Source organism: Ensifer sp. ENS09, from assembly GCF_014852425.1.
Classification (GTDB): Bacteria; Pseudomonadota; Alphaproteobacteria; order Rhizobiales; family Rhizobiaceae; genus Ensifer.
In genome coordinates this window covers 64,970-87,336 of record NZ_JACVBP010000002.1, presented here as the reverse complement: position 1 = coordinate 87,336, position 22,367 = coordinate 64,970, and the positions used below count along the sequence as shown (strand labels likewise).

Annotated in this window: 21 protein-coding genes; 13 read left to right on the top strand and 8 right to left on the bottom strand. The window is 62.0% G+C overall.

Annotated elements, in window-relative coordinates; all coding sequences use genetic code 11:
* Positions 1–15: 15 nt before the first annotated feature.
* The 5 genes from nuoN to IB267_RS08555 all read left to right on the top strand — a co-directional run bounded on the left by nuoN (position 16) and on the right by IB267_RS08555 (position 4,777).
* On the top strand, positions 16–1,458 hold the full coding sequence (gene nuoN, locus IB267_RS08575) for an NADH-quinone oxidoreductase subunit NuoN (protein WP_192447269.1): 1,443 nt from the start codon (positions 16–18) through the stop codon (positions 1,456–1,458).
* Positions 1,458–2,222, top strand: coding sequence for a biotin--[acetyl-CoA-carboxylase] ligase (locus IB267_RS08570; RefSeq protein ID WP_192448276.1), 765 nt, complete (start codon positions 1,458–1,460; stop codon positions 2,220–2,222). The genes nuoN and IB267_RS08570 overlap by 1 nt, the downstream gene beginning before the upstream one ends.
* A gap of 25 nt (positions 2,223–2,247) precedes the next feature.
* Positions 2,248–3,915, top strand: a complete 1,668-nt coding sequence (locus IB267_RS08565; protein ID WP_043626129.1) for a ribonuclease J — start codon at positions 2,248–2,250, stop codon at positions 3,913–3,915.
* A 57-nt stretch (positions 3,916–3,972) separates the two neighbouring features.
* On the top strand, positions 3,973–4,377 hold the full coding sequence (gene mce / locus IB267_RS08560; RefSeq protein ID WP_192447268.1) for a methylmalonyl-CoA epimerase: 405 nt from the start codon (positions 3,973–3,975) through the stop codon (positions 4,375–4,377).
* Positions 4,378–4,507: 130 nt separating this feature from the next.
* Positions 4,508–4,777: a DUF1467 family protein gene (locus tag IB267_RS08555; protein WP_192447267.1), complete on the top strand. Its 270-nt coding sequence runs from the start codon at positions 4,508–4,510 to the stop codon at positions 4,775–4,777.
* Positions 4,778–4,782: 5 nt separating this feature from the next.
* Here the strand turns inward: IB267_RS08555 and IB267_RS33110 are convergent, their stop codons facing one another.
* Positions 4,783–5,013: a hypothetical protein gene (locus IB267_RS33110; protein WP_210335887.1), complete on the bottom strand. Its 231-nt coding sequence runs from the start codon at positions 5,011–5,013 to the stop codon at positions 4,783–4,785.
* Positions 5,014–5,526: 513 nt separating this feature from the next.
* Between IB267_RS33110 and proS the strand changes: the two genes are divergently transcribed.
* The 5 genes from proS to IB267_RS08530 all read left to right on the top strand — a co-directional run bounded on the left by proS (position 5,527) and on the right by IB267_RS08530 (position 10,589).
* Positions 5,527–6,855 carry a proline--tRNA ligase gene (proS, locus tag IB267_RS08550; protein WP_043626125.1) on the top strand — a complete coding sequence of 443 codons (1,329 nt, stop codon included), beginning with the start codon at positions 5,527–5,529 and terminating at the stop codon, positions 6,853–6,855.
* 19 nt (positions 6,856–6,874) lie between these two features.
* Complete coding sequence (locus tag IB267_RS08545; protein ID WP_192447266.1) at positions 6,875–8,185, top strand: lipoprotein-releasing ABC transporter permease subunit; 1,311 nt, start codon at positions 6,875–6,877, stop codon at positions 8,183–8,185.
* 16 nt (positions 8,186–8,201) lie between these two features.
* A complete protein-coding gene (locus IB267_RS08540) occupies positions 8,202–8,888 on the top strand; it encodes an ABC transporter ATP-binding protein (protein WP_043627193.1) in 687 nt (228 codons plus the stop codon).
* Between the two features lie 164 nt (positions 8,889–9,052).
* On the top strand, positions 9,053–9,259 hold the full coding sequence (locus IB267_RS08535) for a hypothetical protein (RefSeq protein WP_192447265.1): 207 nt from the start codon (positions 9,053–9,055) through the stop codon (positions 9,257–9,259).
* Between the two features lie 19 nt (positions 9,260–9,278).
* On the top strand, positions 9,279–10,589 hold the full coding sequence (locus IB267_RS08530) for a lipoprotein-releasing ABC transporter permease subunit (protein WP_192447264.1): 1,311 nt from the start codon (positions 9,279–9,281) through the stop codon (positions 10,587–10,589).
* Positions 10,590–10,757: 168 nt separating this feature from the next.
* Here the strand turns inward: IB267_RS08530 and IB267_RS08525 are convergent, their stop codons facing one another.
* Both IB267_RS08525 and IB267_RS08520 read right to left on the bottom strand, forming a co-directional pair.
* Positions 10,758–11,225, bottom strand: coding sequence for a DUF5680 domain-containing protein (locus IB267_RS08525; protein ID WP_192447263.1), 468 nt, complete (start codon positions 11,223–11,225; stop codon positions 10,758–10,760).
* Between the two features lie 80 nt (positions 11,226–11,305).
* A complete protein-coding gene (locus tag IB267_RS08520) occupies positions 11,306–11,881 on the bottom strand; it encodes a hypothetical protein (RefSeq protein ID WP_192447262.1) in 576 nt (191 codons plus the stop codon).
* Between the two features lie 418 nt (positions 11,882–12,299).
* On the opposite strand from IB267_RS08520, the gene dnaE reads away from it, so the two are divergent.
* The gene (gene dnaE, locus IB267_RS08515; protein ID WP_192447261.1) at positions 12,300–15,797 is read left to right on the top strand and encodes a DNA polymerase III subunit alpha; all 3,498 of its coding nucleotides are present in this window, start codon (positions 12,300–12,302) and stop codon (positions 15,795–15,797) included.
* A 110-nt stretch (positions 15,798–15,907) separates the two neighbouring features.
* Here the strand turns inward: dnaE and IB267_RS08510 are convergent, their stop codons facing one another.
* The 4 genes from IB267_RS08510 to IB267_RS08495 all read right to left on the bottom strand — a co-directional run bounded on the left by IB267_RS08510 (position 15,908) and on the right by IB267_RS08495 (position 19,650).
* A complete protein-coding gene (locus IB267_RS08510) occupies positions 15,908–17,137 on the bottom strand; it encodes a L,D-transpeptidase family protein (protein ID WP_192447260.1) in 1,230 nt (409 codons plus the stop codon).
* Between the two features lie 139 nt (positions 17,138–17,276).
* Positions 17,277–18,569 carry a DNA polymerase IV gene (locus IB267_RS08505; protein WP_192447259.1) on the bottom strand — a complete coding sequence of 431 codons (1,293 nt, stop codon included), beginning with the start codon at positions 18,567–18,569 and terminating at the stop codon, positions 17,277–17,279.
* 167 nt (positions 18,570–18,736) lie between these two features.
* On the bottom strand, positions 18,737–19,378 hold the full coding sequence (locus IB267_RS08500; RefSeq protein ID WP_192447258.1) for a hypothetical protein: 642 nt from the start codon (positions 19,376–19,378) through the stop codon (positions 18,737–18,739).
* 2 nt (positions 19,379–19,380) lie between these two features.
* A complete protein-coding gene (locus tag IB267_RS08495) occupies positions 19,381–19,650 on the bottom strand; it encodes a DUF3572 domain-containing protein (protein ID WP_192447257.1) in 270 nt (89 codons plus the stop codon).
* Between the two features lie 156 nt (positions 19,651–19,806).
* Between IB267_RS08495 and IB267_RS08490 the strand changes: the two genes are divergently transcribed.
* On the top strand, positions 19,807–20,178 hold the full coding sequence (locus IB267_RS08490; protein ID WP_003537642.1) for a response regulator: 372 nt from the start codon (positions 19,807–19,809) through the stop codon (positions 20,176–20,178).
* Between the two features lie 17 nt (positions 20,179–20,195).
* Positions 20,196–21,563, top strand: coding sequence for a PleD family two-component system response regulator (locus tag IB267_RS08485; RefSeq protein ID WP_192447256.1), 1,368 nt, complete (start codon positions 20,196–20,198; stop codon positions 21,561–21,563).
* 580 nt (positions 21,564–22,143) lie between these two features.
* Here the strand turns inward: IB267_RS08485 and rpmG are convergent.
* A complete protein-coding gene (gene rpmG / locus IB267_RS08480) occupies positions 22,144–22,311 on the bottom strand; it encodes a 50S ribosomal protein L33 (RefSeq protein ID WP_034795357.1) in 168 nt (55 codons plus the stop codon).
* Positions 22,312–22,367: the final 56 nt, after the last annotated feature.

Here is a 22,367-nt window from a genome sequence, read left to right as displayed (position 1 = left end):
AGGACGTGATTGGACATGACTGCTGAAACCCTCCTTGCAAGCCTGCAACTCTCGATCCCCGAGCTGATCCTCGCGGTCGGCGCGATGGCATTGCTGATGATTGGCGTGTTTTCCGGCGAGAAGTCGGCGTCGACGGTCACCGGTCTTGCGGTTGCCGTTCTGATCATCGCCGGCCTCTGGCTCGTTCTGAAGACTGGTGAAGGCGAAGCCTATGGCGGCGCCTTCCTGTCGGATCCCTTCGCCAAGTTCATGAAGGTTCTTGCCCTGATCGGCTCCATCACCGCCCTGGTGATGACGGTCGGCCATGCGCGCTCTGCCCAGATCGACCGTTTCGAGTTTCCGGTGCTCCTGGTGCTGGCAACGCTTGGCATGCTCCTGATGATCTCGGCCAACGACCTGATGTCGCTCTACCTGTCGTTGGAACTGCAGTCGCTGGCCCTTTATGTCGTCGCCGCCATCAACCGCGATAGCGTGCGCTCGACGGAAGCCGGCCTGAAGTACTTTGTCCTTGGTGCGCTTTCTTCGGGCATGCTGCTCTACGGCATGTCGCTGATCTACGGCTTCACCGGCCACACAGGCTTTACCCAGATCGCGGCTGCGCTGACGGCTGAAGGCCGCTCGCTTGGCCTGATCTTCGGTCTGGTCTTCGTGCTCGCCGGCCTTGCCTTCAAGATCTCGGCCGTGCCGTTCCACATGTGGACACCTGACGTTTACGAAGGGGCGCCGACGCCAGTCACCGCCTTCTTCGCGGCCGCGCCGAAGGTCGCCGCCATGGCCATCCTCGTTCGCATCGTCATCAACGCCTTCGAGCCTGTCGTAGCAGACTGGCAGCAGATCATCGTCTTCATCTCGATCGCATCGATGCTGCTCGGTGCCTTCGCGGCGATCGGCCAGAAGAACATCAAGCGCCTGATGGCCTATTCCTCGATCGGCCACATGGGCTACGCGCTGGTCGGCCTTGCCGCCGGCTCAATGGCTGGTGTTCGCGGCGTGCTGCTCTACATGCTCATCTACATGGTCATGACGCTCGGCACCTTCGCCTGCATCCTGGCGATGCGCCGCAAGGAAGGCGAAAACGTTGAGAACGTCGACGATCTCGCCGGTCTGTCGCAGACCAACCCCTTCATGGCGACCGTGCTGACCGTCCTGATGTTCTCGCTCGCCGGCATCCCGCCGATGGCAGGCTTCTTCGGGAAGTACTTCGTCTTCATGGCGGCCATCGAAGCCCAGCTCTATGCGCTCGCCATCATCGGCGTTCTCGCATCGGTTGTCGGCGCCTACTACTACCTGCGCGTCATCAAGGTGATGTGGTTCGACGATGCCAAGGGCGAGTTCGCCCGCACCGCCGGCGAACTGCGGCTGGTCTTCGGTCTCTCGGGCCTGTTCGTTCTCGGATACGTCCTGATCGGCGGCCCGCTCGGAAACGCCGCTGAAGTCGCGGCGCGGACCTTCTTTTGATCGCCTTTGAAAGCGGCGGCCGGATCTCGCTCGACGACTTCCGGCACGTCGCTCTCGATGCAGTCGGGTCGACCAACAGCGAATGCCTGGCGCGTGCGCGCCAGGGTGACCTGGGCAATCTCTGGGTCACGGCCATCAGGCAGACCGGCGGGCGCGGGCGTCGCGGCCGGGCATGGTTCTCCGAACCGGGCAATCTCTACGCTTCGCTTCTCCTCATTGAGCCGGCTCCGGTCGAGCAACTGCATTCGCTACCGCTTGCTGTCGCCGTCGCCGTTCACAGGGCAATCCGCCAGGTAATGCCGCCGGGTTCGGCGCCGGTGGAGATCAAGTGGCCGAACGACATCCTGATCGACGGCAAGAAGACCTGCGGTATCCTGCTTGAAGGCGAAAGCCTGCCGGACGGGCGCCGGGCGCTGGTCATCGGTTGCGGCATCAACATCGCGGTCCAGCCGGATGAAGGGCTCTATCCCGTGACGTCGCTGGCCAACGAAGGAGCGTCGGTTTCGCCCGACGAACTGTTTGCGCGCCTGTTCCTGACGATGGCGGAGACCCTGCAGGTTTGGGATCGGGGCGCCGGTATCGCCACGACGATCGAACAATGGCGGGCAGCAGCCCGCGGCATCGGCGAAACGATAACCGTGAACCTGCCGGACCGGTCGCTTTCAGGGCGCTTTGCCGGTATTGATGAGGCCGGACGGCTGGTGCTCGACACCGGCAACGGCATGACGCAGGCGATTGCCGCCGGCGACGTATTTTTCGGATAAATTTGGAACAGGGGCGCAACACGACATGGCGCAAGAAGAAGAATTGGTGTTCTTGCCGCTCGGCGGCGTCGGCGAAATCGGCATGAACCTCGGCCTTTATGGCTACGGGCGGCCGGGAAGCCGCCAGTGGATCATGGTCGATTGCGGTGTGACGTTTCCGGGGCCCGATCTTCCGGGCGTCGACCTCGTTCTCCCCGATATCGGCTTCCTTGCCGAGGAACGTCGCAATCTCAAGGGCATCATCATCACGCATGCCCACGAAGACCACTATGGCGGCCTGAACGACCTGTGGCCGGGGCTGAACGTTCCGGTCTACGCCTCGCCGTTCACGGCGGGCATGCTGGAAGCCAAGCGCGATTTCGAGAAGAGCCGGGGCGAAATCCCTGTCACCATCTTCAAGCAGGGCGACCGTATCAATGTCGGCCCCTTCGAGATCGAGGCCGTCGGCGTCAACCATTCGATCCCTGAGCCGATGTCGCTGATCATCCGCACGCCGGCGGGCACCGTGGTTCATACCGGTGACTGGAAGATCGATCTGCATCCGTCGCTTGGGCCGCTGACCGACGAGGCGCGGTTCCGCCAGATCGGCGATGAAGGAGTGCTTGCGCTCGTCTGCGATTCCACCAACGCGATGCGCGACGGTGTTTCGCCATCAGAGCAGGAGGTTTCCGAAAGCCTGACGAAGATCATTGCCAGTGCCGAGGGTCGGGTGGCGATCACGACGTTCTCCTCGAATGTCGGGCGCATCCGCTCGATCGCTGAAGCGGCCGAAGAGGCGGGCAGGGATGTGCTCCTGCTCGGCAGTTCGATGAAGCGGGTCGTCGCCGTCGCTACGGACCTTGGGCTGATGGAAGGCATCAAGCCCTTCCTCGCCGAAGACGAGTTCGGCTACGTGCCGCGTGATAAGGTCGTTGTGATCCTCACCGGCAGCCAGGGCGAGCCGCGGGCAGCCCTTGCCAAGATCGCCCGCGACGAGATGCGCAATGTCGCCTTCTCGGCAGGCGACACGGTCGTGTTTTCCTCACGCACGATCCCGGGCAACGAAAAGGCGATTAACGACATCAAGAACGGCCTCGTCGAACAGGGCATCCACATCATCACCGACAGCGAAGCGTTGGTGCACGTGTCCGGCCACCCGCGTCGCACCGAGCTGCAGCAGATGTACCAGTGGCTGCGGCCGCAGATCCTTGTGCCTGTTCATGGCGAGGCGGCGCATCTGACGGCGCACGGCGAGCTGGGTCGCCAGTCCGGCATCGCCAGCGTTCCGCGTCTTCGGAACGGCGAAATGCTGCGTCTTGCGCCAGGTCCCGCCGAAGTGATTGACGAAGCGCCCCACGGCCGCATCTACAAGGATGGCAGCCTCATCGGCGACTTCGAGGAGATGGGCATCGGCGAACGCCGGAAGCTCTCCTTCGCCGGCCATGTCGCCGTCAACGTCGTTCTCGACAGCCGCTACGATTTCCTGGGCGACCCGGATATCGTCGCGATCGGCTTGCCGGAGTTCGACGACGAGGGTGAGGACATGGAGGACACGCTCTATGACGCCATTCTCGGCGCCGTCGAGAGCATCCCGCGGGCCAAGCGCAAGGATCTGGCGATGCTGCAGGAGGCGGTCCGCCGCGCCGTGCGCAGCACCGCCAACCAGATCTGGGGCAAGAAGCCGATCGTCACGGTGTTTGTCACCAAAGTCTGATTGGCTCGTCGCGCGCAACCTTGTAAGCGAAGCCGGACGTCAAAGCGGGAGATCGCCATGCTTGGAAGAGTGAACCACATCGCCATCGCCGTGCCGGATCTTCACGCGGCCGCCGAAAGCTATCGCTCGACGCTCGGCGCCTCCGTCACCGAGCCGCAGGCTTTGCCAGAACACGGCGTCACTGTCGTGTTCGTTACGCTTGCCAACACCAAGGTCGAACTGCTCGAGCCGCTCGGCGAGGGCTCGCCGATAGCGACCTTCCTGGCGAAGAGCCCTTCGGGTGGGATGCATCACATCTGCTACGAGGTGGAGAACATCCTGTCGGCGCGCGACGCGTTGCGCGCCGCCGGAGCGCGGGTGCTGGGGGATGGCGAGCCGAAGATCGGCGCGCACGGCAAGCCGGTGCTCTTCCTGCATCCCAAGGATTTTCAGGGTACGCTGATCGAGCTCGAAGAGGTGTGACAGTTGATCGCGCGATGACGGTTTGTGCGATCGGGCCGGCGGCGCTATAAGGCGGACGGAATGTCGCGGAAGTCGCGGCGAATACGGGGCTGCCCACCGTCTTGCCGATCGCCTTCACCGGGAGCTTGAAATGCCGCTTTTTTCGACCTTTGCCATCTACTTCATCATCTGGTGGGTTACGCTCTTTGCCGTGCTGCCCTTAGGCGTGCGCACCCAAGCGGAAGAAAACAGCGTCGTTCCGGGGAGTGTCGAGAGCGCGCCGGCGAAGTTCAACGCCAAGCGGGTCGTGCTTCTGACGACCATAATTGCGGCCGTCATTCAACTCGCCTGGTATATCCTGTCCGTCAGGCTGGGCTACGGCATCGATTCCATTCCGCGTTTCTACCCAAAATTCTATTGATAAGTTCATCGCCGCCGCCACCCGAGGGCGATCGTTCTCGTTGCGACAAATTCTCTGCGATCTGTTGAGCGCATCCATGCCTTGACGGCGCCGTCGCGCATGCCTGCGGAGAAGACCCGGGCAATTATAGGATTGACCGCCGTGAAATTGACATAGTTCAATTTTGCAAGGTGCTTCGCGGGGATGCCGCTTGCTGAAAAGCAAAAAAAAACAAGGCTAAAAGCCTTGTTTTTCAAGTTTCGCGTGATCTTTAATCCGTTTCCGGCGGCAGCGACGAAGCGCGCCTAAGATCTTATCCTCCCAAGACTTGACCGCGAAAGTCGGCAAGAATTTAATCTTCATGCCTGTTTTGTGAGCCGAAACTAGCCCAAACATTGGGCTCTGTCATCCTGTTTTTTTGCATTTTTGCTACAGTCGGGTAAAATATTCCCGTTGACAATTACTGTCGTAATCTTGTTACTAGCGTGCTCTTTTGACGCAGGATCGGCGTCGCATTCCCCCTGAAAATCCGTGGATGCTTTCTCTGCCCGTGACAACGGAGAGCAGGGTTTTCTTCCGCCTGCGAAGCAGCTATGAACGCAAGGCTCGTAAAGGTTCCTGCCGGCTGCGCCGGTGATGGAAAATGGAGAGTCCGACCCGAGAAGCAGCGGTCGCCTTTATCAATCAAAAGGTGAAGCCGGCATCTCGCTCAACGTCATTTCGCCCGAATCCGCCGATAGTGCGACGTTCATCAAGTTCTGGAACCCGTCATGCGCCTGTCCCGCTTTTTCATGCCCATCCTCAAGGAAAATCCTAAGGAAGCGGAAATCGTTTCCCACCGTCTCATGCTCCGCACGGGCATGGTCCGGCAGCAATCCTCGGGCATCTATACCTGGCTGCCACTCGGCAAGCGGGTTCTCGACAAGGTCAATGCGGTCATCCGCGAAGAGCAGAACCGCTCCGGCGCGATCGAGCTTCTGATGCCGACCCTCCAGTCTGCCGAGCTGTGGCAGGAGAGCGGGCGCTACGACGCCTATGGCAAGGAGATGCTGCGCATCAAGGACCGCCAGGACCGGCCGATGCTTTACGGTCCGACGAACGAGGAAATGATCACGGACGTCTTCCGTTCCTACGTGAAGTCCTACCGCGATCTGCCGCTCAACCTCTATCATATCCAGCTGAAGTTCCGTGACGAGATCCGTCCGCGCTTCGGCACCATGCGCTCGCGCGAATTCCTGATGAAGGATGCCTATTCCTTCGATCTCGATCGGGAAGGGGCCGAGCACGCCTATAACCGCATGTTCGCCGCTTACCTGCGCACCTTCGCGCGCATGGGCCTTCGCGCCATTCCGATGCGTGCCGATACCGGCCCGATCGGCGGCAACCTCAGCCACGAATTCATCATTCTCGCCGACACCGGCGAATCCGAAGTGTTCTGCCATAAGGACTTCCTCGGCTTCGACATTCCGGGCGAAGACACGAATTTCGATGACGTCGCCGGCCTGAAGACGATCTTCGACAAGTGGACCTCGCGTTATGCGGCCACGTCGGAAATGCACGACGAGGCGGCCTTCAACGCTGTGGCCGAAGGCGACCGTCTGTCGGCCCGCGGCATCGAAGTCGGTCACATCTTCTATTTCGGCACCAAGTACTCCGAAGCCATGGGCGCCAAGGTGCTCGGCCCCGACGGCAAGGAGCACGCTGTGCACATGGGCTCCTACGGCATCGGCCCGACCCGCCTGGTGCCGGCGATCATCGAAGCTTCGCATGACGACAACGGCATCATCTGGCCGAAGTCGATCGCGCCGTTCGATGCCGTGATCATCAACATGAAAGCTGGCGACGCCGCTTGCGACGGTGCCTGCGAGACGCTCTACTCGAAACTCGGGAATGCCGGATTCGACGTGCTTCTCGACGACCGCGACGACCGCGCTGGTGCCAAGTTCGCAACGGCCGATCTGATCGGCGTGCCGGTTCAGGTGATCGTCGGACCGCGCTCGATTGCCAATGGTGAAATCGAGCTCAAGGATCGCAAGACCGGCGAGCGCGAGACGCTGACCGTCGAGGCTGCGATCAACAAGCTGATCGCAACGAAGTGATGAGGCAAGGGAAGGCAGGATGACCGCCGTGGTGCAAGATCGGGTGCAGGCCGCAACGCAGCCTGAAAAGTCCTCCAGCCGACCCTTCTCCGCCTTCGAGCGCATGGTGGCGTGGCGTTACCTGCGCTCCAGGCGCAAGGAAGCTTTCATCTCCGTCATCGCCGGCTTCTCCTTCATCGGCATCATGCTCGGCGTTGCAACGCTGATCATCGTCATGGCCGTCATGAACGGCTTTCGCACCGAGCTCATCTCCCGCATTCTCGGCATCAACGGCCACATGATCGTCCAGCCGATCGACGGTCCGCTCGACAACTACGCTGACCTCGCGACGAAGTTCTCGGGCGTCAAGGGCGTCACCATGGCGATCCCGATGGTCGAGGGGCAGGTTCTGGCGCAAGGTGTGGGCGACAGCTCGACCGGCGCCCTGGTGCGCGGTATCCGCGCCGACGACCTGAGCAAGATGAAGTCGGTTTCCGACCATATCCAGTCCGGCGATCTCGTCGGCTTTGCCTCCGGCACAGGTGTGGCGATCGGATCGCGCATGGCCGAGCAGCTCGGCATTCAGGTTGGCGGCACGATCACGCTGACCTCGCCCAATGGCGACGTGACGCCACTTGGCATGAACCCGCGCGTCAAGGCCTACACCGTCTCGGCGATCTACGAGATCGGCATGTCGGAATATGACGCGACGATCCTCTTCATGCCGCTCGAGGAAGCGCAGCTGTTCTTCAACGCCGAGGGACTGGTCCAGTCGATCGAGATCTTCGTCGAACATCCTGACGTCGTCGAGGAACTGCGCCAGCCGATCGAGGATGCGGCCGGCCGGCAGATCTTCATCACCGACTGGCGCGACCGCAACAAGACCTTCTTCTCCGCGCTCCAGGTGGAACGCAACGTGATGTTCATGATCCTGACGCTGATCGTGCTGGTCGCGGCGCTCAACATCATCTCCGGCCTGATCATGCTGGTGAAGGACAAGGGCAGCGATATCGCGATCCTGAGAACAATGGGCGCGACCTCGGGCTCGGTGATGCGCATCTTCTTCATGACGGGTGCTGCAATCGGTGTTGCCGGAACGGTCGCGGGCGTGGCGCTCGGCGTCGTCGTCTGCCTCAACATCGAATCCATACGGCAGTTCTTTTCCTGGATTTCGGGAACGACGCTCTTCAGCCCTGAGCTTTATTTCCTCAGCCAGTTGCCGGCCGACATGAACGCCCATGAGACCGCGCTTGTCATCGTCATGGCGCTGACCCTTTCCTTCCTCGCCACGATCTTTCCGGCCTGGCGCGCCTCGCGCCTCGATCCGGTGCAGGCCCTGCGTTACGAATGACAAGGACGACACTTGAATGAATGCGCGTGTGGCACTGCAACTCTCCGGCGTCGAACGGCACTACGGGGAAGGTGAGACCTTTCTGTCCATCCTCAAGGGCGCGGATTTCACCCTGAGAAGCGGCGAGACCGTCGCGCTGGTCGCACCTTCGGGAACCGGCAAGTCGACGCTGCTGCATGTCGCGGGCCTGTTGGAACGCCCTGATGCCGGCGAGGTGTTGGTCAACGGGGTGTCCTGCGGCGGGCTTAACGACGACCGGCGCACGGCGATCCGTCGCAACGAGATCGGTTTCGTCTACCAGTTCCACCATTTGCTCCCTGAGTTCACGGCACTTGAAAACATCATGATGCCGCAGCTGATCGGGGGATTGCCAAAGAAGGAAGCCGCGGAACGGGCCAAGGCTCTGCTCGATTATATGCGCATCGGCCACCGTGCCGAACATCGTCCGGCGGAGCTTTCGGGCGGCGAACAACAGCGCGTCGCAATCGCGCGTGCCGTCGCCAACGCGCCGCTCGTGCTGCTTGCCGATGAGCCGACGGGCAATCTCGACCCAGAAACCGCCGGTTATGTCTTCGAAGCGCTGGAAGCGCTCGCCCGCCAGTCAGGGCTCGCGGCCTTGATCGCCACGCACAATCATGAGCTCGCCGGGCTGATGGATCGCCGCGTGACGATCGAGGACGGCAAGGTCGTGGAGATGGCCTGATGGTCTGGCGGCGTGCACGCCGCCTTCCGGGGCCTGCCGCTCGCCAGTCACTTGCGGGAAACCACTGTTCCGTTGAAATGCCACGTGCGCTTTCCCACGTGGCTGTTCCTCAGCCAGTCCGCTGCCAGCAGTCGCCCGGCACCGCTATGGTGCAGGCGGAAGAGATGAAACCGTCCCTGATCCCGCTGCACATGGCGGGTCTCGACGTCATCGCCGCGCAATCTAGTCGGCGATACCTCTTGCGAGCGGGCGCTGTGCCGGTTCACGTGATCGTTGGTTCGCGTTCGATTGCCAATGGCGAGGTCGAAATAGAGGACCACGAGACGCTGACCGTCGAGGCTGCGATCGACAAGCTGATCGCGGCGAAGTGATGAGGCAAGGGAAGGCAGGATGACCGCCGTGGTGCAAGATCAGGTGCAGGCCGCAACGCAGCCTGAAAAGTCCTCCAGCCGACCCTTCTCCGCCTTCGAGCGCATGGTGGCGTGGCGTTACCTGCGCTCCAGGCGCAAGGAAGCTTTCATCTCCGTCATCGCCGGCCTCTCCTTCATCGGCATCATGCTCGGCGTTGCAACGCTGATCATCGTGATGGCCGTGATGAACGGCTTTCGCACGGAGCTCATCGCCCGCATTCTCGGCATCAACGGCCATATGATCGTTCAGCCGATCGATGGCCCGCTGAACAACTATCCGGAACTGGCGACGAAGTTTTCGGGCGTCAAGGGTGTCACAATGGCGATCCCGATGCTCGAGGGGCAGGTTCTGGCTAAGGGCGTCGGAGACAGTTCGACGGGTGCTCTGGTACGCGGTATCCGCGCCGACGACTTGAGCAAGATGAAGTCGGTTTCCGACCATATCCAGTCCGGCGATCTCGCCGGCTTTGCCGCCGGCACAGGTGTCGCGATCGGTTCGCGCATGGCCGAGCAGCTCGGCATTCAGGTCGGCGGCACGATCACGCTGACCTCGCCCAATGGCGACGTTACGCCGCTCGGCATGAACCCGCGCGTCAAGGCCTACACCGTCTCGGCGATCTACGAGATCGGCATGTCGGAGTATGACGCGACGATCCTCTTCATGCCGCTTGAGGAAGCGCAGCTGTTCTTCAACGCCGAAGGACTGGTCCAGTCGATCGAGATCTTCGTCGAGCGTCCTGAAGCCATCGACGAGCTGCGCCAGCCGATCGAGGATGCGGCCGGCCGGCAGATCTTCATCACCGACTGGCGCGACCGCAACAGGACCTTCCTCTCGACGCTCGAGGTCCAGAGCAACGTGATGTTCATGATCCTGTCGTTGATCGTTCTGGTCGCGGCGCTCAACATCATCTCCGGCCTGATCATGCTGGTGAAGGACAAGGGCAGCGATATCGCGATCCTGAGAACAATGGGCGCAACCTCAGGCGCGGTGATGCGCATTTTCTTCATGACGGGTGCTGCAATCGGTGTCGCCGGAACGGTCGCGGGCGTGGCGCTCGGCGTCGTCGTCTGCCTCAACATCGAATCCATACGGCAGTTCTTTTCCTGGATCTCCGGGACGACGATATTCAGCCCGGAACTCTATTTCTTGAACCAGCTTCCGGCCGACATGAACGCCCATGAGACCGCGCTTGTCATCGTCATGGCGCTGACCCTTTCCTTCCTCGCCACGATCTTTCCGGCCTGGCGCGCCTCGCGCCTCGATCCGGTGCAGGCTTTGCGTTACGATTGACCCGACCCCACGACCGACAACGGTATCTCTTGAATGACCGCGCGCTTGCGACGAGCGAGCACCACCGTCACAAGCGCTTCCACCGCACAGCGCGCCGAAAGCGCGCCGCGATCTTTCCGCGTCGCAGACCGTTGCTCGCTCCCGCGCCACATGCTGTAGGGTCTTGCCCTATGGCCTGATCAGGCCGCCGCGATAGTCGAGCTCATAGGCTTCCTCGCCATCGACGAAGATGACCTCGTGCCCGGAAAAATGAGCGGTATCGCCGCGGCTGTTGTCGATATAGTAGCCATGGGCATGCCGGAACTCCGTGCCGCCGAGGAAATGCCGCTTGTCGCGGTACATCGCCTGAAGTGCCGCCTTGATGACGACGCCTGCCTTTTCGCCGTTGATGAGGTCAGGACGGATGATCCGGCCGAAGTAGTTCATTGCCCACTGCGGCCGATCATCCTGCCAAACGGTCTCCTGGCCTGCGAAATCGGTCCCGCCGAAATAGCTGTCGACGTAGCGCCAGCGATCCCGTTCATAGCCGATATCGCGGGAACCCGGGCGTGACGACGAGCGCCGCCCGCCGCCGCCGACATAGGTGTTTGATTTCGCTTCGACGATGAATTCTTTGAGTGGTTCGAGCGCGGCCATGATTGTTCCTCATACGTTCGCGCAAGAGGATGCAGCGATCCGTCGAGGTTGTAAAGAACGAATAGGGAACATTCAGCCAATTATTGCAGGCCGCAAGCCTTCTGCCCGCGATCGTCGGTCCAGTCCTTGAGGAGGACGAGCTCGCCCTTGGTTTCGACTGGCTTGTCGTTGGATTTGCCCTTGCCAGTCAGCACATTGAGGTCGCATTGCGCGGTGTTATCGGGATCGAGCGTATCGTAGGACGAGTAGGTGTAGCCCGCCACGACGAAGTCGAAGTTGCGATAGGCGACCGTCAGCTTCTGTTCCCAGCGGTCACGCCCGATGGCATCGTTGTGACTGGTGATGAGCAGCGAGCCGCTCGGCAGCGCTTCGATCGAGGGCGCTTGGCCGACGAGTTCGAACTGACCCCAGACCTTGTTCGGAATGGCCGATTTCAATGCCAGCGCGCCGTTGTCGCCGGTGAGGTAGAGAAGGACGCCGTTGTCCTCGTCGCTGCCTTCGGCCGGTCGCACGATCAGCGCGAGATCGGAAGAACCGTCCTTGTCCCAGTCGCCGGTCGCCGCAGAGACGATACGGGCGGGGTCGATTGCGTCGGCCGCCGAGGCAACGGCAGGAAGTAGCAGTAGCAGCGAGGGGAGAATCAGGCGTGCAAGCATGTCGGAGCGCTCCGCGTGGTTGTTCCCCTTGATATGCGGGCGCGGCACTTTCCTCAAGCGGCTTGCCCGCCGGTTAACCTGCATTCACGCGCCGTATTAACCATCGTGAACAGAACGCCTGTGTATTGCTTGACGCGTGAACAAAAATGGAACAAAGTAAAAACATAACGGAAAAGGAGCCATGTTATGACTGATTTTGTTCGTGACCTCGCCGCCTTCGCGTCGATGAGCCTGTTCATCGCAAGCATCTCTTTCATCGCGCTCGGCCTCTGAAGGCGGGCGTCGATATTTTCTCTCAAGCACCTCCGCAAAGCGCCTCATCCCCATTGAATAAGGGGGACGACATGCCAGGGGAATCTGGACATGGCGGGTGATAAACGGGATATCCTTCCGAGTGGACAGGAATCAGGGTGCGACAATGGCAGACGACAGCAAGGCAGCATCGAGTGAGGCGCTCGGCACGGATCCGCAATTCGTGCATCTGCGCGTCCACTCTGCCTTCTCCTTGCTCGAAGGCGCCCTGCCGCTGAAGAAGGTCATCGGCAAGGCGGTCGCCGATAACCAGCCGGCGATCGGGATCGCCGACACCAACAATCTTTTCGCAGCGCTGGAATTCTCGCAGAAGGCAGCCGGTGACGGGCTGCAGCCGATCACCGGCTGCCAGCTGTCAATTGACATGGAAGACGAGACCGAGGGGGATCGACGCGGCCATGGGCACCAGCTTGCCAAGCTGCCGTCGATCGTGCTCATCGCGGCGACCGATGACGGCTATACGCGCCTCGTCGATCTCGTCAGCCGCGCCTATCTCAGCGGCGAGGGCAGCCAGGCGACGCGCATCACCCGCTCCTGGCTTGCCGAGTGCGGCACCGAAGGCCTGATTGCGCTGACCGGCGCATCCGGCGGTCCGGTGGATGTCGCCATGAAGACGAGCTCGACGGCGCTCGCCGAAGCGCGCCTCGAAGCCCTGCATGACCTCTTCGGCGATCGGCTCTATATCGAGCTGCAGCGGCATGGTGGCTACGACCGGCGGCACGAAAGCCGGATGATCGAGCTTGCCTACAAGTTCGACATTCCGCTTGTCGCCACCAACGAGGCCTTCTTCCCGTCGCCTTCCGACTACGAGGCGCATGACGCCCTGATGGCGGTCGCGCACAATGCCATGGTTTCGGACGACAGCCGCTTCCGCCTGACGCCGGACCATTATCTCAAGAGCCGCAAGGAAATGGCGGCGCTGTTTGCTGACCTGCCCGAGGCGCTGGAAAACACGCTCGAGATCGCCCGGCGCTGCTCCTTCATGCTGAAGACCCGTGGGCCGATCCTGCCGCGCTTTACCGGCGCGACGGCGGATCCGGAGGAGGCCGAGCGCGCCGAGTCGGACGAGTTGCGTCGCCAGGCGGAGGAGGGCCTCGAAGATCGCCTCGCGAGGCTCGGCATGGCGCCCGGCTACACCCAAGAGGAATACCGCGAGCGCCTGGCCTTCGAACTCAGCGTCATCGAGCGCATGAAGTTCCCCGGCTACTTCCTGATCGTTGCCGACTTCATAAAATGGGCCAAGCAGCACGACATCCCTGTCGGGCCGGGCCGCGGCTCGGGCGCCGGCTCGCTCGTCGCCTATGCGCTGACGATTACCGACGTCGATCCGATGCGCTTCTCGCTGCTGTTCGAACGCTTCCTCAATCCCGAGCGCGTCTCGATGCCCGACTTCGACATCGACTTCTGCCAGGACCGGCGCGAAGAGGTGATCCGCTACGTGCAGCGCAAATATGGCCGCGAGCAGGTGGCGCAGATCATCACCTTCGGTTCGCTGCAGGCGCGTGCCGCCTTGCGCGACGTCGGCCGCGTGCTGGAAATGCCCTATGGGCAGGTCGACAAGATCTGCAAGCTGGTGCCCAACAACCCGGCCAACCCGACGCCGCTTTCCAAGGCGATCGAGGAAGAGCCGCGCCTGCAGGAAGAGGCCGAGAAGGAGCCGGTGGTCGCCCGCCTGCTCGATATCGCCCAGAAGATCGAGGGCCTCTACCGCCACGCCTCGACCCACGCCGCCGGCATCGTGATCGGCGACCGGCCGCTGTCGCAGCTGGTGCCGATGTATCGCGATCCGCGTTCCGACATGCCGGTCACCCAGTTCAACATGAAGTGGGTCGAGCAGGCCGGTCTCGTCAAGTTCGACTTCCTCGGCCTGAAGACGCTGACCGTCCTGAAGGTCGCCGTCGATTTCGTGAAGCAGCGCGGCATCGAGGTCGATCTGGCGAGCATCCCGCTCGACGATCCGAAGACCTACGAGATGCTGTCGCGCGGCGAAACGGTCGGTGTGTTCCAGGTGGAAAGTGCCGGCATGCGCAAGGCGCTGATCGGTATGCGCCCCGACTGCATCGAGGACATCATCGCGCTGGTGGCGCTTTATCGCCCGGGCCCGATGGAGAACATCCCGGTCTATAACGCCCGCAAGCATGGTGAGGAGGAGGTCGAGTCGATCCACCCGAAGATCGACCACCTGCTCAAGGAAACCCAGGGCGTTATCGTTTACCAGGAGCAGGTGATGCAGATCGCCCAGGTGCTCTCTGGCTACTCGCTCGGCGAGGCCGACCTTCTGCGCCGCGCCATGGGTAAGAAGATCAAGGAGGAGATGGACAAGCAGCGCGCCCGTTTCGTCGACGGCGCCGTCAAGAACGAGGTGTCGAAGCCGCAGGCCGACCTGATCTTCGACCTGCTCGCCAAGTTCGCCAACTACGGCTTCAACAAGTCGCATGCGGCAGCCTACGCGATCGTGTCCTATCAGACCGCCTATATGAAGGCGCACTATCCGGTGGAGTTCCTGGCGGCGTCGATGACGCTCGACATGTCGAACACCGAAAAGGTCAACGACTTCCGCCAGGATGCCAAGCGCCTGGGCATCGAGGTGATCGCGCCGTCGGTGCAGACCTCGTTCCGGCATTTCCAGACGGGCGAGAGCCGCATCTACTACTCGCTTGCAGCGATCAAGGGCGTCGGCGAATCGGCCGTCGAGCACATCGTCGAGGTTCGCGGCGACAAGGCCTTTGCAAGCCTCGAAGACTTCTGCCTGCGGATCGACCCCAAGCTTCTCAACCGCCGGGTCTTTGAAAGCCTGATTGCCGCCGGCGCCTTCGATTGCTTCGGCTATGACCGGGCGGAACTGGTCGGCGGGCTCGATCGCATTCTCGGATTTGCTCAGCGTGCCCAGGAAAACAAGACGAGCGGGCAGAGCGATATGTTCGGCGCTGGTGCCGCCACCGGGCCGGAGCGCATTTCGCTTCCGACCTACACCCCGTGGCTCGCCTCGGAAAAGCTGCACCGTGAGTTCCAGGTGCTTGGCTTCTATCTCTCAGCCCATCCGCTCGACACCTACAATGCGCTGCTCGCCAAGATGCGCGTACAAACCTTCGGCGATTTCGCAGGCTCGGTGAAGAAGGGGGCGACGGCCGGAAGGCTCGCCGGAACCGTGACCTCAAAGCAGGAGCGCAAGACACGCACGGGCAACAAGATGGGCATCATTGCCTTCTCGGATTCCTCCGGCCAGTTCGAAGCGGTTCTGTTCTCCGAGATGCTGCACCAGTATCGAGACCTGCTCGAGCCCGGCAAATCGCTGGTCATGACGGTGGCTGCCGAAGAGCGGCCGGAAGGCATCGGCCTGCGCATCCAGACGCTGCGTTCGCTTGAAGAAGAATCGCTGCAACTTCAGAAGGCGCTGCGCGTCTATGTGCGCGATTCCGGCCCGTTGAAATCGATCGCTTCGCACCTCAACACCAGGGGCGATGGTCTCGTCTCCTTCGTCGTCATCAAGGACAATGGCCAGCGCGAGATCGAGGTGGAGCTGAGCGAGAAGTTCCGGATTTCACCGGAGATCGCTGCAGCACTGCGCTCGGCGCCGGGCGTCATCGACGTCGAACTGGTGTAATCCGAGACGGGTCTCTGCTGGATCTCAAGGGAGCGGGGACTGACCAGGCTTGGAGCCTCGCGACCGGCGACGGGACGCTGGTCGCGTGCTTGTCTGCCGGTGTCTGCGGATCAGCGGCCGGGACGTGTCCGGGTGATGGTGATGAAGTCGGTGCCCTGACCGGTCTCCAGTCCGCTTTCCATATCGGCGATCGACAGCGATGAGCCTTCGGCGAGCAACGCTTCCACGCGCTTGCGCACATCGTCGGAAATCGTCATGCGCGCGAGCGTGCGCTGGATTCCATTATATGCGAAGGGATCGGCCTCCATGGAGATGCCGAGGCGCTTCTTCGTCGAGGCGGGCAGGTGGTTCTCAAGCGAGACGCCGAACCATTTGCCTTCGGCACCTTGCTCCTCATTGTGGCGGAACTGGAGGAAATGTGTTCCGAGTGCCTCTTCCGGCTTGTCGATCGTAAGCCCGGCCTCAAAGAGCGGCTTGAAGCCTTGCCGCACGAGGATCTTGCCGTTCTGCGGCGGCGTACGGCCGGCCTTGCGCAGAAGCCTGTCGGTCAGTTCAGGCGTCAGCTTGCCGTCGCCGTCGAGGCCCTCGCTTGCCTGGAAGGCGCGCAGGGCCGCAATCGTCGCTGGCCCGGCATGACCGTCGATCGCACCGGGTGCGTAGCCGAGGAAATCGAGGGACGACTGAACCTCGCGCATGGTGTCGCGTGCGTCGCTGCGGGTGATCAGGATCCGGATTGGCTCCTCGGTGGATCGCGCCGAATTGGCGCCGCCGGGCGGCTCCCGCATTGCCACTTCCACCGGCGTGTCGCCGGCCTGGCTGATCGCGGGTCTCAGTGGGACGTCGGAAAGTGGTGGCTGGAGGTCGATCGGAGCCGGTCGGAAGAGCAGGGCGCTCTTAACCTCCAGGGGCGTTATCTGCCGGTCGGAGATCAGCACGTGCACGCCGCGCTCGGTCATCTTGTAGAGCGAGGCGGCAAATTGGCTCGGCAACCGCACGCAGCCATGAGAGGCCGGATAGTCCGGCACGTGATTGGAGCCGTGCAGCGCAATGCCCGACCAGGTGAGCCGCTGCATGAAGGGCATCGGCGCGTTCGAATAGATGTTCGACTTGTGATGGCGCCGCTTTTCGAGGATCGAAAAGATGCCCGATGGCGTGGTGTGACCCGCCTTGCCGGTCGAGACCGGCGACGTCGCAATGACAGCGTCGCCGTCATAGACGACGAGCGATTGCTGGTCCTTCGAGACGATGATCTGCAGCGGCCCGCGACTGCCTGCAAAACCGGTGGCCGGCGACAAGAGCAGTGCGACGACGCTGGCGGTGAGAGCGAAACGCGATACCATACACTCAACCCAACACGTGACTTGGCGAACAAGCCTAGTCGCCAATCTTTAAGGAATTCATCCTGATGTGTGTGGGGTCGATCAAGGTTGCGTGATCGCTCTGCGAGGCGTGTCTGCTCGAGCAAGCGCGCCTGCGGTTTTACGGATCGCGTTTTCTGGTGCCGAACGTGTAGCCGGTTTCGACGCTCGCCTTGCCGAACTTGTCGCGCAGCCTGTTCATCGCGTCCTCGGCCGCAGCGCGTCTGGTGGCCGCGGGATCGACGAGATCCGGCGGATCGGCGAGATCCGGGGCGGAGAGATCGCTGACGCCGATGCCGATCAGCCGATACTTCGTTCCGTCCGCCTCTTTTTCGAGAAGCTGCAGGCCGATGCGGAAGATGCGGTCGGCAAGGCGGGTAGGGCTGTCCAGGCGCCGGTTGCGGGTGCGGATCTTGAAGTCGGCGGTTTTGAGCTTGAGAACGACCGTCTGGCCGGCGAGCTCGGACTTTCGCAGCCGGTGAGCCACCTGCTCGCTGAGGCGCCGCAGATGCGCGACAAGGTCGTCATAGCGCGCGATATCGTCGTTGAACGTCGTCTCTGCGGATACGCTCTTGGCTTCGCCGTCGATTTCCACCGCTCTCTCGTCGAGCCCGCGGGACAGGCGGAAGAGCCGCTGCCCCATGGTGCCGTAGCGGCGCATGAGGTCGCCTTCCTCCATGGTCTGCAATTGCCCGATCGTGCGCACGCCGTCACGCTCCAGCGTCGCGGCAAAGGCCTTGCCGACGCCCCAGATCAGGGTCACCGGCTTTTCCCGCAGGAAGTCCAGCGCTTCGGCCTGGCCGATGACGGAAAAGCCGCGCGGCTTTTGCAGGTCGGACGCCACCTTGGCGAGGAACTTGCAATAGGAGAGGCCGACCGAGACGGTGATGCCGATCTCCAACTCGATCCGGCGGGCAAGACGCGCAAGCGTGCGCGCCGGCGGATCGTGATGCAGCCGCTCCGTGCCGCTGAGTTCGAGGAAGGCCTCGTCGATCGACAGCGGCTGCACCAGCGGTGTCAGTTCCTGCATCAGCGTGCGCACCTCGCGGCCGACACGCGCGTATTTCTCCATATTGGGCTTGATGACGATCGCCTGCGGGCAGGCTTCCAGCGCCTTGAACATCGGCATCGCCGAGCGCACGCCGTGAATGCGGGCGACGTAGCAGGCGGTGGATACCACGCCGCGCTTGCCGCCACCGATGATCACCGGCTTGTCGGCGAGCTCCGGGTTGTCGCGCTTCTCGATCGAGGCATAGAAGGCGTCACAATCGATGTGCGCCAGCGTCAGGTCATAGAGCTCAGCATGCCGCAGAATGCGCGGGCTGCCGCAGGCTAGGCAGCGCCGCACCGACGCCGCCTGTTCCTTGAGGCAGTCGCGGCAGAAGCCTGGAAAGTGAGCAGCGCTGTCGGGCATATCGGGAACAAATATTGAACATTGCGACCTTAGGCTCTACTCTAGCGAGTCTCAAGGAGGCGCGATTGGAAATCACAATGCAATTGTCGCCGTTGAAAAGGATCGCCAGGCGCGTCTCGCGCAGCGCCGGCGGGGCTGAGTTTGCGCCGACGGGCAGCCGGTCCGGGCTAGCCGCGGAAATGCGCGCGAATGGCCGCGGCTGCCTCCGGCCAATCGGCGACGGCACGAATGTCTGCGTCGATCTTCGGCGCGAGCGCCTTGAAATCCGAGTCGGCCATGAGGTTGATCGGCAGGCAGGACGGCGCGTGGTCCTTCACCGATCGCAAATTGCGAAGCATGTCGTCGATGAAGACCAGCGGGACGGTTCGGCCGCCGTGAAGTTTTTGGACGATCGGCCCCTTGGGCTCTTCGGACGCAAGCAGCGGATAGGGAAGGCCAAGCTGATCGAGAAGCGCGCGGCGGACCGTGGCGTGCTGCGGCGGCATCGCGGTCAGAAAGACGATGTCGGCTTCCTCCGACAATGCGGACAGGGTCTCTACGGCCCTGGCGGCGGGCGCCTGCCAACGATCCTGCGAGCCGTAGAAGGCGTCGAGCAGGATTTTGACCTCCGGCTCCGCCACCGGCTGCTCGTCGGCATGCGTGATGATGTTGCCGGTCAGGCGGAACGACCGGGGCAGCAGCACATGGCCGCAGCTCTTGAGGAACGCTTTGAACGGATTGATGAATTCGAGCACGACATCGTCGATGTCACTGACGATCAGTGGGCGGTTGCCAAGCGTGATGCTGTGAACTGTCGGCGCGTTTGCCACCCTCAATCCTCGAAGCCTGCGTGGCCGGAAAGGACCATATGGGCGCGCACAACGTCTTCGGGCGCCGTACCGGTCGCTGTACAGAATGCCATCAGGGTCGGCTCATGGTCCATCAGAAAGGCGACGAGCCCGCCCATGAAGCCGGGTTCGGCGATGGCGTTGCGCAGCGCCGTCGGGTCCGTGCCGGTCAGCGCCAGGAAGCGGGACAGGAGTTCTGGCTCGCCGGCAAGCCAGGCGAGAATGTCTACTGCAATTTCGTCGGCGCTCTTCAATGGTTTGTCCCCGTATGGTTTTTACGTGCGGAGTTACCTATTTTTCAACCAAATAGGCCTATCTCTGACGTTGAGGAAATGGGTCGAGTCGTCGGCTCCGCACGTTAATTGTCCTGAGGAGACTTGCAAGGTGACGATGGACAGCAAGGGATCGACATGCCCAAACAGGTGATGATTGTTGAGGACAACGAGCTGAACATGAAGCTCTTCCGCGACCTGATCGAGGCCTCTGGCTATGCGACGATCCAGACTCGCAACGGCATGGAAGCGCTCGAGCTTGCGCGCAAGCATCGGCCCGATCTCATTCTCATGGACATTCAGCTGCCGGAGGTTTCCGGCCTGGAAGTGACGAAGTGGCTGAAGGAAGACGACGAACTACACGTCATCCCGGTCATCGCCGTGACCGCCTTTGCCATGAAGGGCGACGAGGAGCGGATCCGCCAGGGCGGGTGCGAAGCCTATGTCTCCAAGCCGATCTCGGTACCAAAGTTCATTGAGACGATCAAAACCTACCTGGGCGATGCCTGAGCGGCGGGAAAATTGATATGACTGCGCGTATTCTTGTTGTCGATGACGTTCCGGCCAATGTGAAGCTGCTCGAAGCCCGGTTACTTGCCGAGTACTTCGACGTGCTGACGGCCAGTGACGGTTATGCCGCCCTGGCGCTCTGCGAAAAGACGCCCATCGACCTGGTGCTGCTCGATATCATGATGCCCGGTCTCGATGGTTTCGAAGTCTGCGAGCGGCTGAAGGCGAACCCGAAGACGGCACATATCCCGGTTGTCATGGTCACCGCGCTCGACCAGCCTTCGGACCGCGTGCGTGGCCTGAAGGCTGGCGCCGACGATTTCCTGACGAAGCCCGTCAACGATCTGCAGCTGATGTCGCGGGTGAAGAGCCTGGTGCGGCTGAAGAACGTCAGCGATGAGCTGCGCCTGCGGGCCCAGACGGCGCAGACGATCGGGCTTGAAGATGTTGGCCGGGCGGACCGGCCTGACGAGCCCGGCAACGTCCTGCTCGTCGATGGCCGCGGCTCGTCGCAGGAGCGGCTGCAGCGCGCGCTGAAGCCGATCGCCGAGGTCTCGGTCCTCTCCGATCCGCAAGCCGCACTGTTCGAGGCGGCGGAGAACAATTTCGACCTCGTCATCGTCAATGCGAATTTCGACGACTACGATCCGCTGCGGCTCTGCTCGCAGTTGCGCTCGCTGGAGCGCACCCGTTTTATCCCGATCCTGCTGATCGCCGAGCAGGGCAGCGACGAACTGGTCGTGCGCGCGCTCGATCTCGGCGTGACGGATTACCTGATGCGGCCGGTCGACCCCAACGAACTGATCGCCCGCTCGATGACCCAGATCCGGCGCAAGCACTGCAATGACAGGCTGCGGTCTAGCGTGCAGCAGACCATCGAGCTTGCCGTCACCGACGGCCTCACCGGGCTGCACAACCGGCGCTATTTCGACACGCACCTGAAGCTGCTGATGGATCGTGCCGCCGCGCGCGGCCGGCCGCTTTCCATCTGCATGACTGACATCGACCGCTTCAAGCAGGTCAACGATACCTATGGTCACGATGTCGGCGACGAAGTGCTGCGGGAATTCGCCAATCGCATCCGCACGACGGTGCGTGGAGCCGACCTTGCCTGCCGGTTCGGCGGCGAAGAGTTCATCGTGGTCATGCCGGATACCTCCGCCGAAATGGCAGCCGGTGTCGCCGAGCGTCTGCGCACGATCATCGAAAGCCTGCCATTTGCGATCCCGCAGGCGGATGGCCCCTTGAAGGTCACCGCATCCATGGGGATTGCGACGCTCAGACCCGGCAACGACACAGCCGAAGCGCTGCTGAAGCGCGCCGACACGGCGCTTTATCAGGCCAAGCATGAAGGCCGTAACCGGGTGGTGGCAGCCGCCGCCTGAGCCGCGGCTAACGCGTCTCAGGCCTCGGCGCCCTTCAAGGAATTTCTTGGGCTTCCTCTTGCGGCCTGCATTCAAAGTTGTATTCTCGCGCCACCTCTTGCTACCGGGGAGTTTGGCTAGCAGCAGGGATCATGCAGTGTGCCTGTCCAGTTCTGATACAGAATTAACCATGCGCCGAGCGGCACCGCTCCGCGCATTAAGAATTCGTTGATTTTTTTTTATTTTCAGGTGATGCTCATGAAAGAGGGGGCCTCAGCCTTCTGCGATATTCGTTACCCCATGATGCTCAGGTCCGCCGCATCTCCTGGGTCGTGGGGTCGGTCGGTTGGCTTTTGGCGTCCGCGGAATCCTCGTGCCGCAGTCAGAGGCCAGCCGACCCCCTTTCCGACACGCCGTCCCGCCTTCGGGGCGGCGTTTTGATTCTGGGGCAAGAGCAGGGGAGGGCGAGCCGTTTGCTGGCGCCGGCGTGAACGCGTTGCGCTCGGCAAATTTTTGCGAGATGCCCAAGGCGCTGGCCCAAAAAAGGAAAAGGCGCCAGACCTTGCGGTCGGCGCCCTTCAATTCCCGAAAACCTGCGATCTTACTTGATCTTGGTTTCCTTGAATTCGACGTGCTTCTTGACGACCGGGTCGTACTTGGTCTTCGTCATCTTTTCCGTCATCGTACGGCTGTTCTTGGTCGTGACGTAGAAGAAACCCGTGTCGGCTGTCGAAAGCAGCTTGATCTTGATGGTGGTGGCTTTTGCCATGGTCGTCCTGCCTTTGTAACAATGAAAGCCGTGGACAACCGGTTGCGGGCCACGGG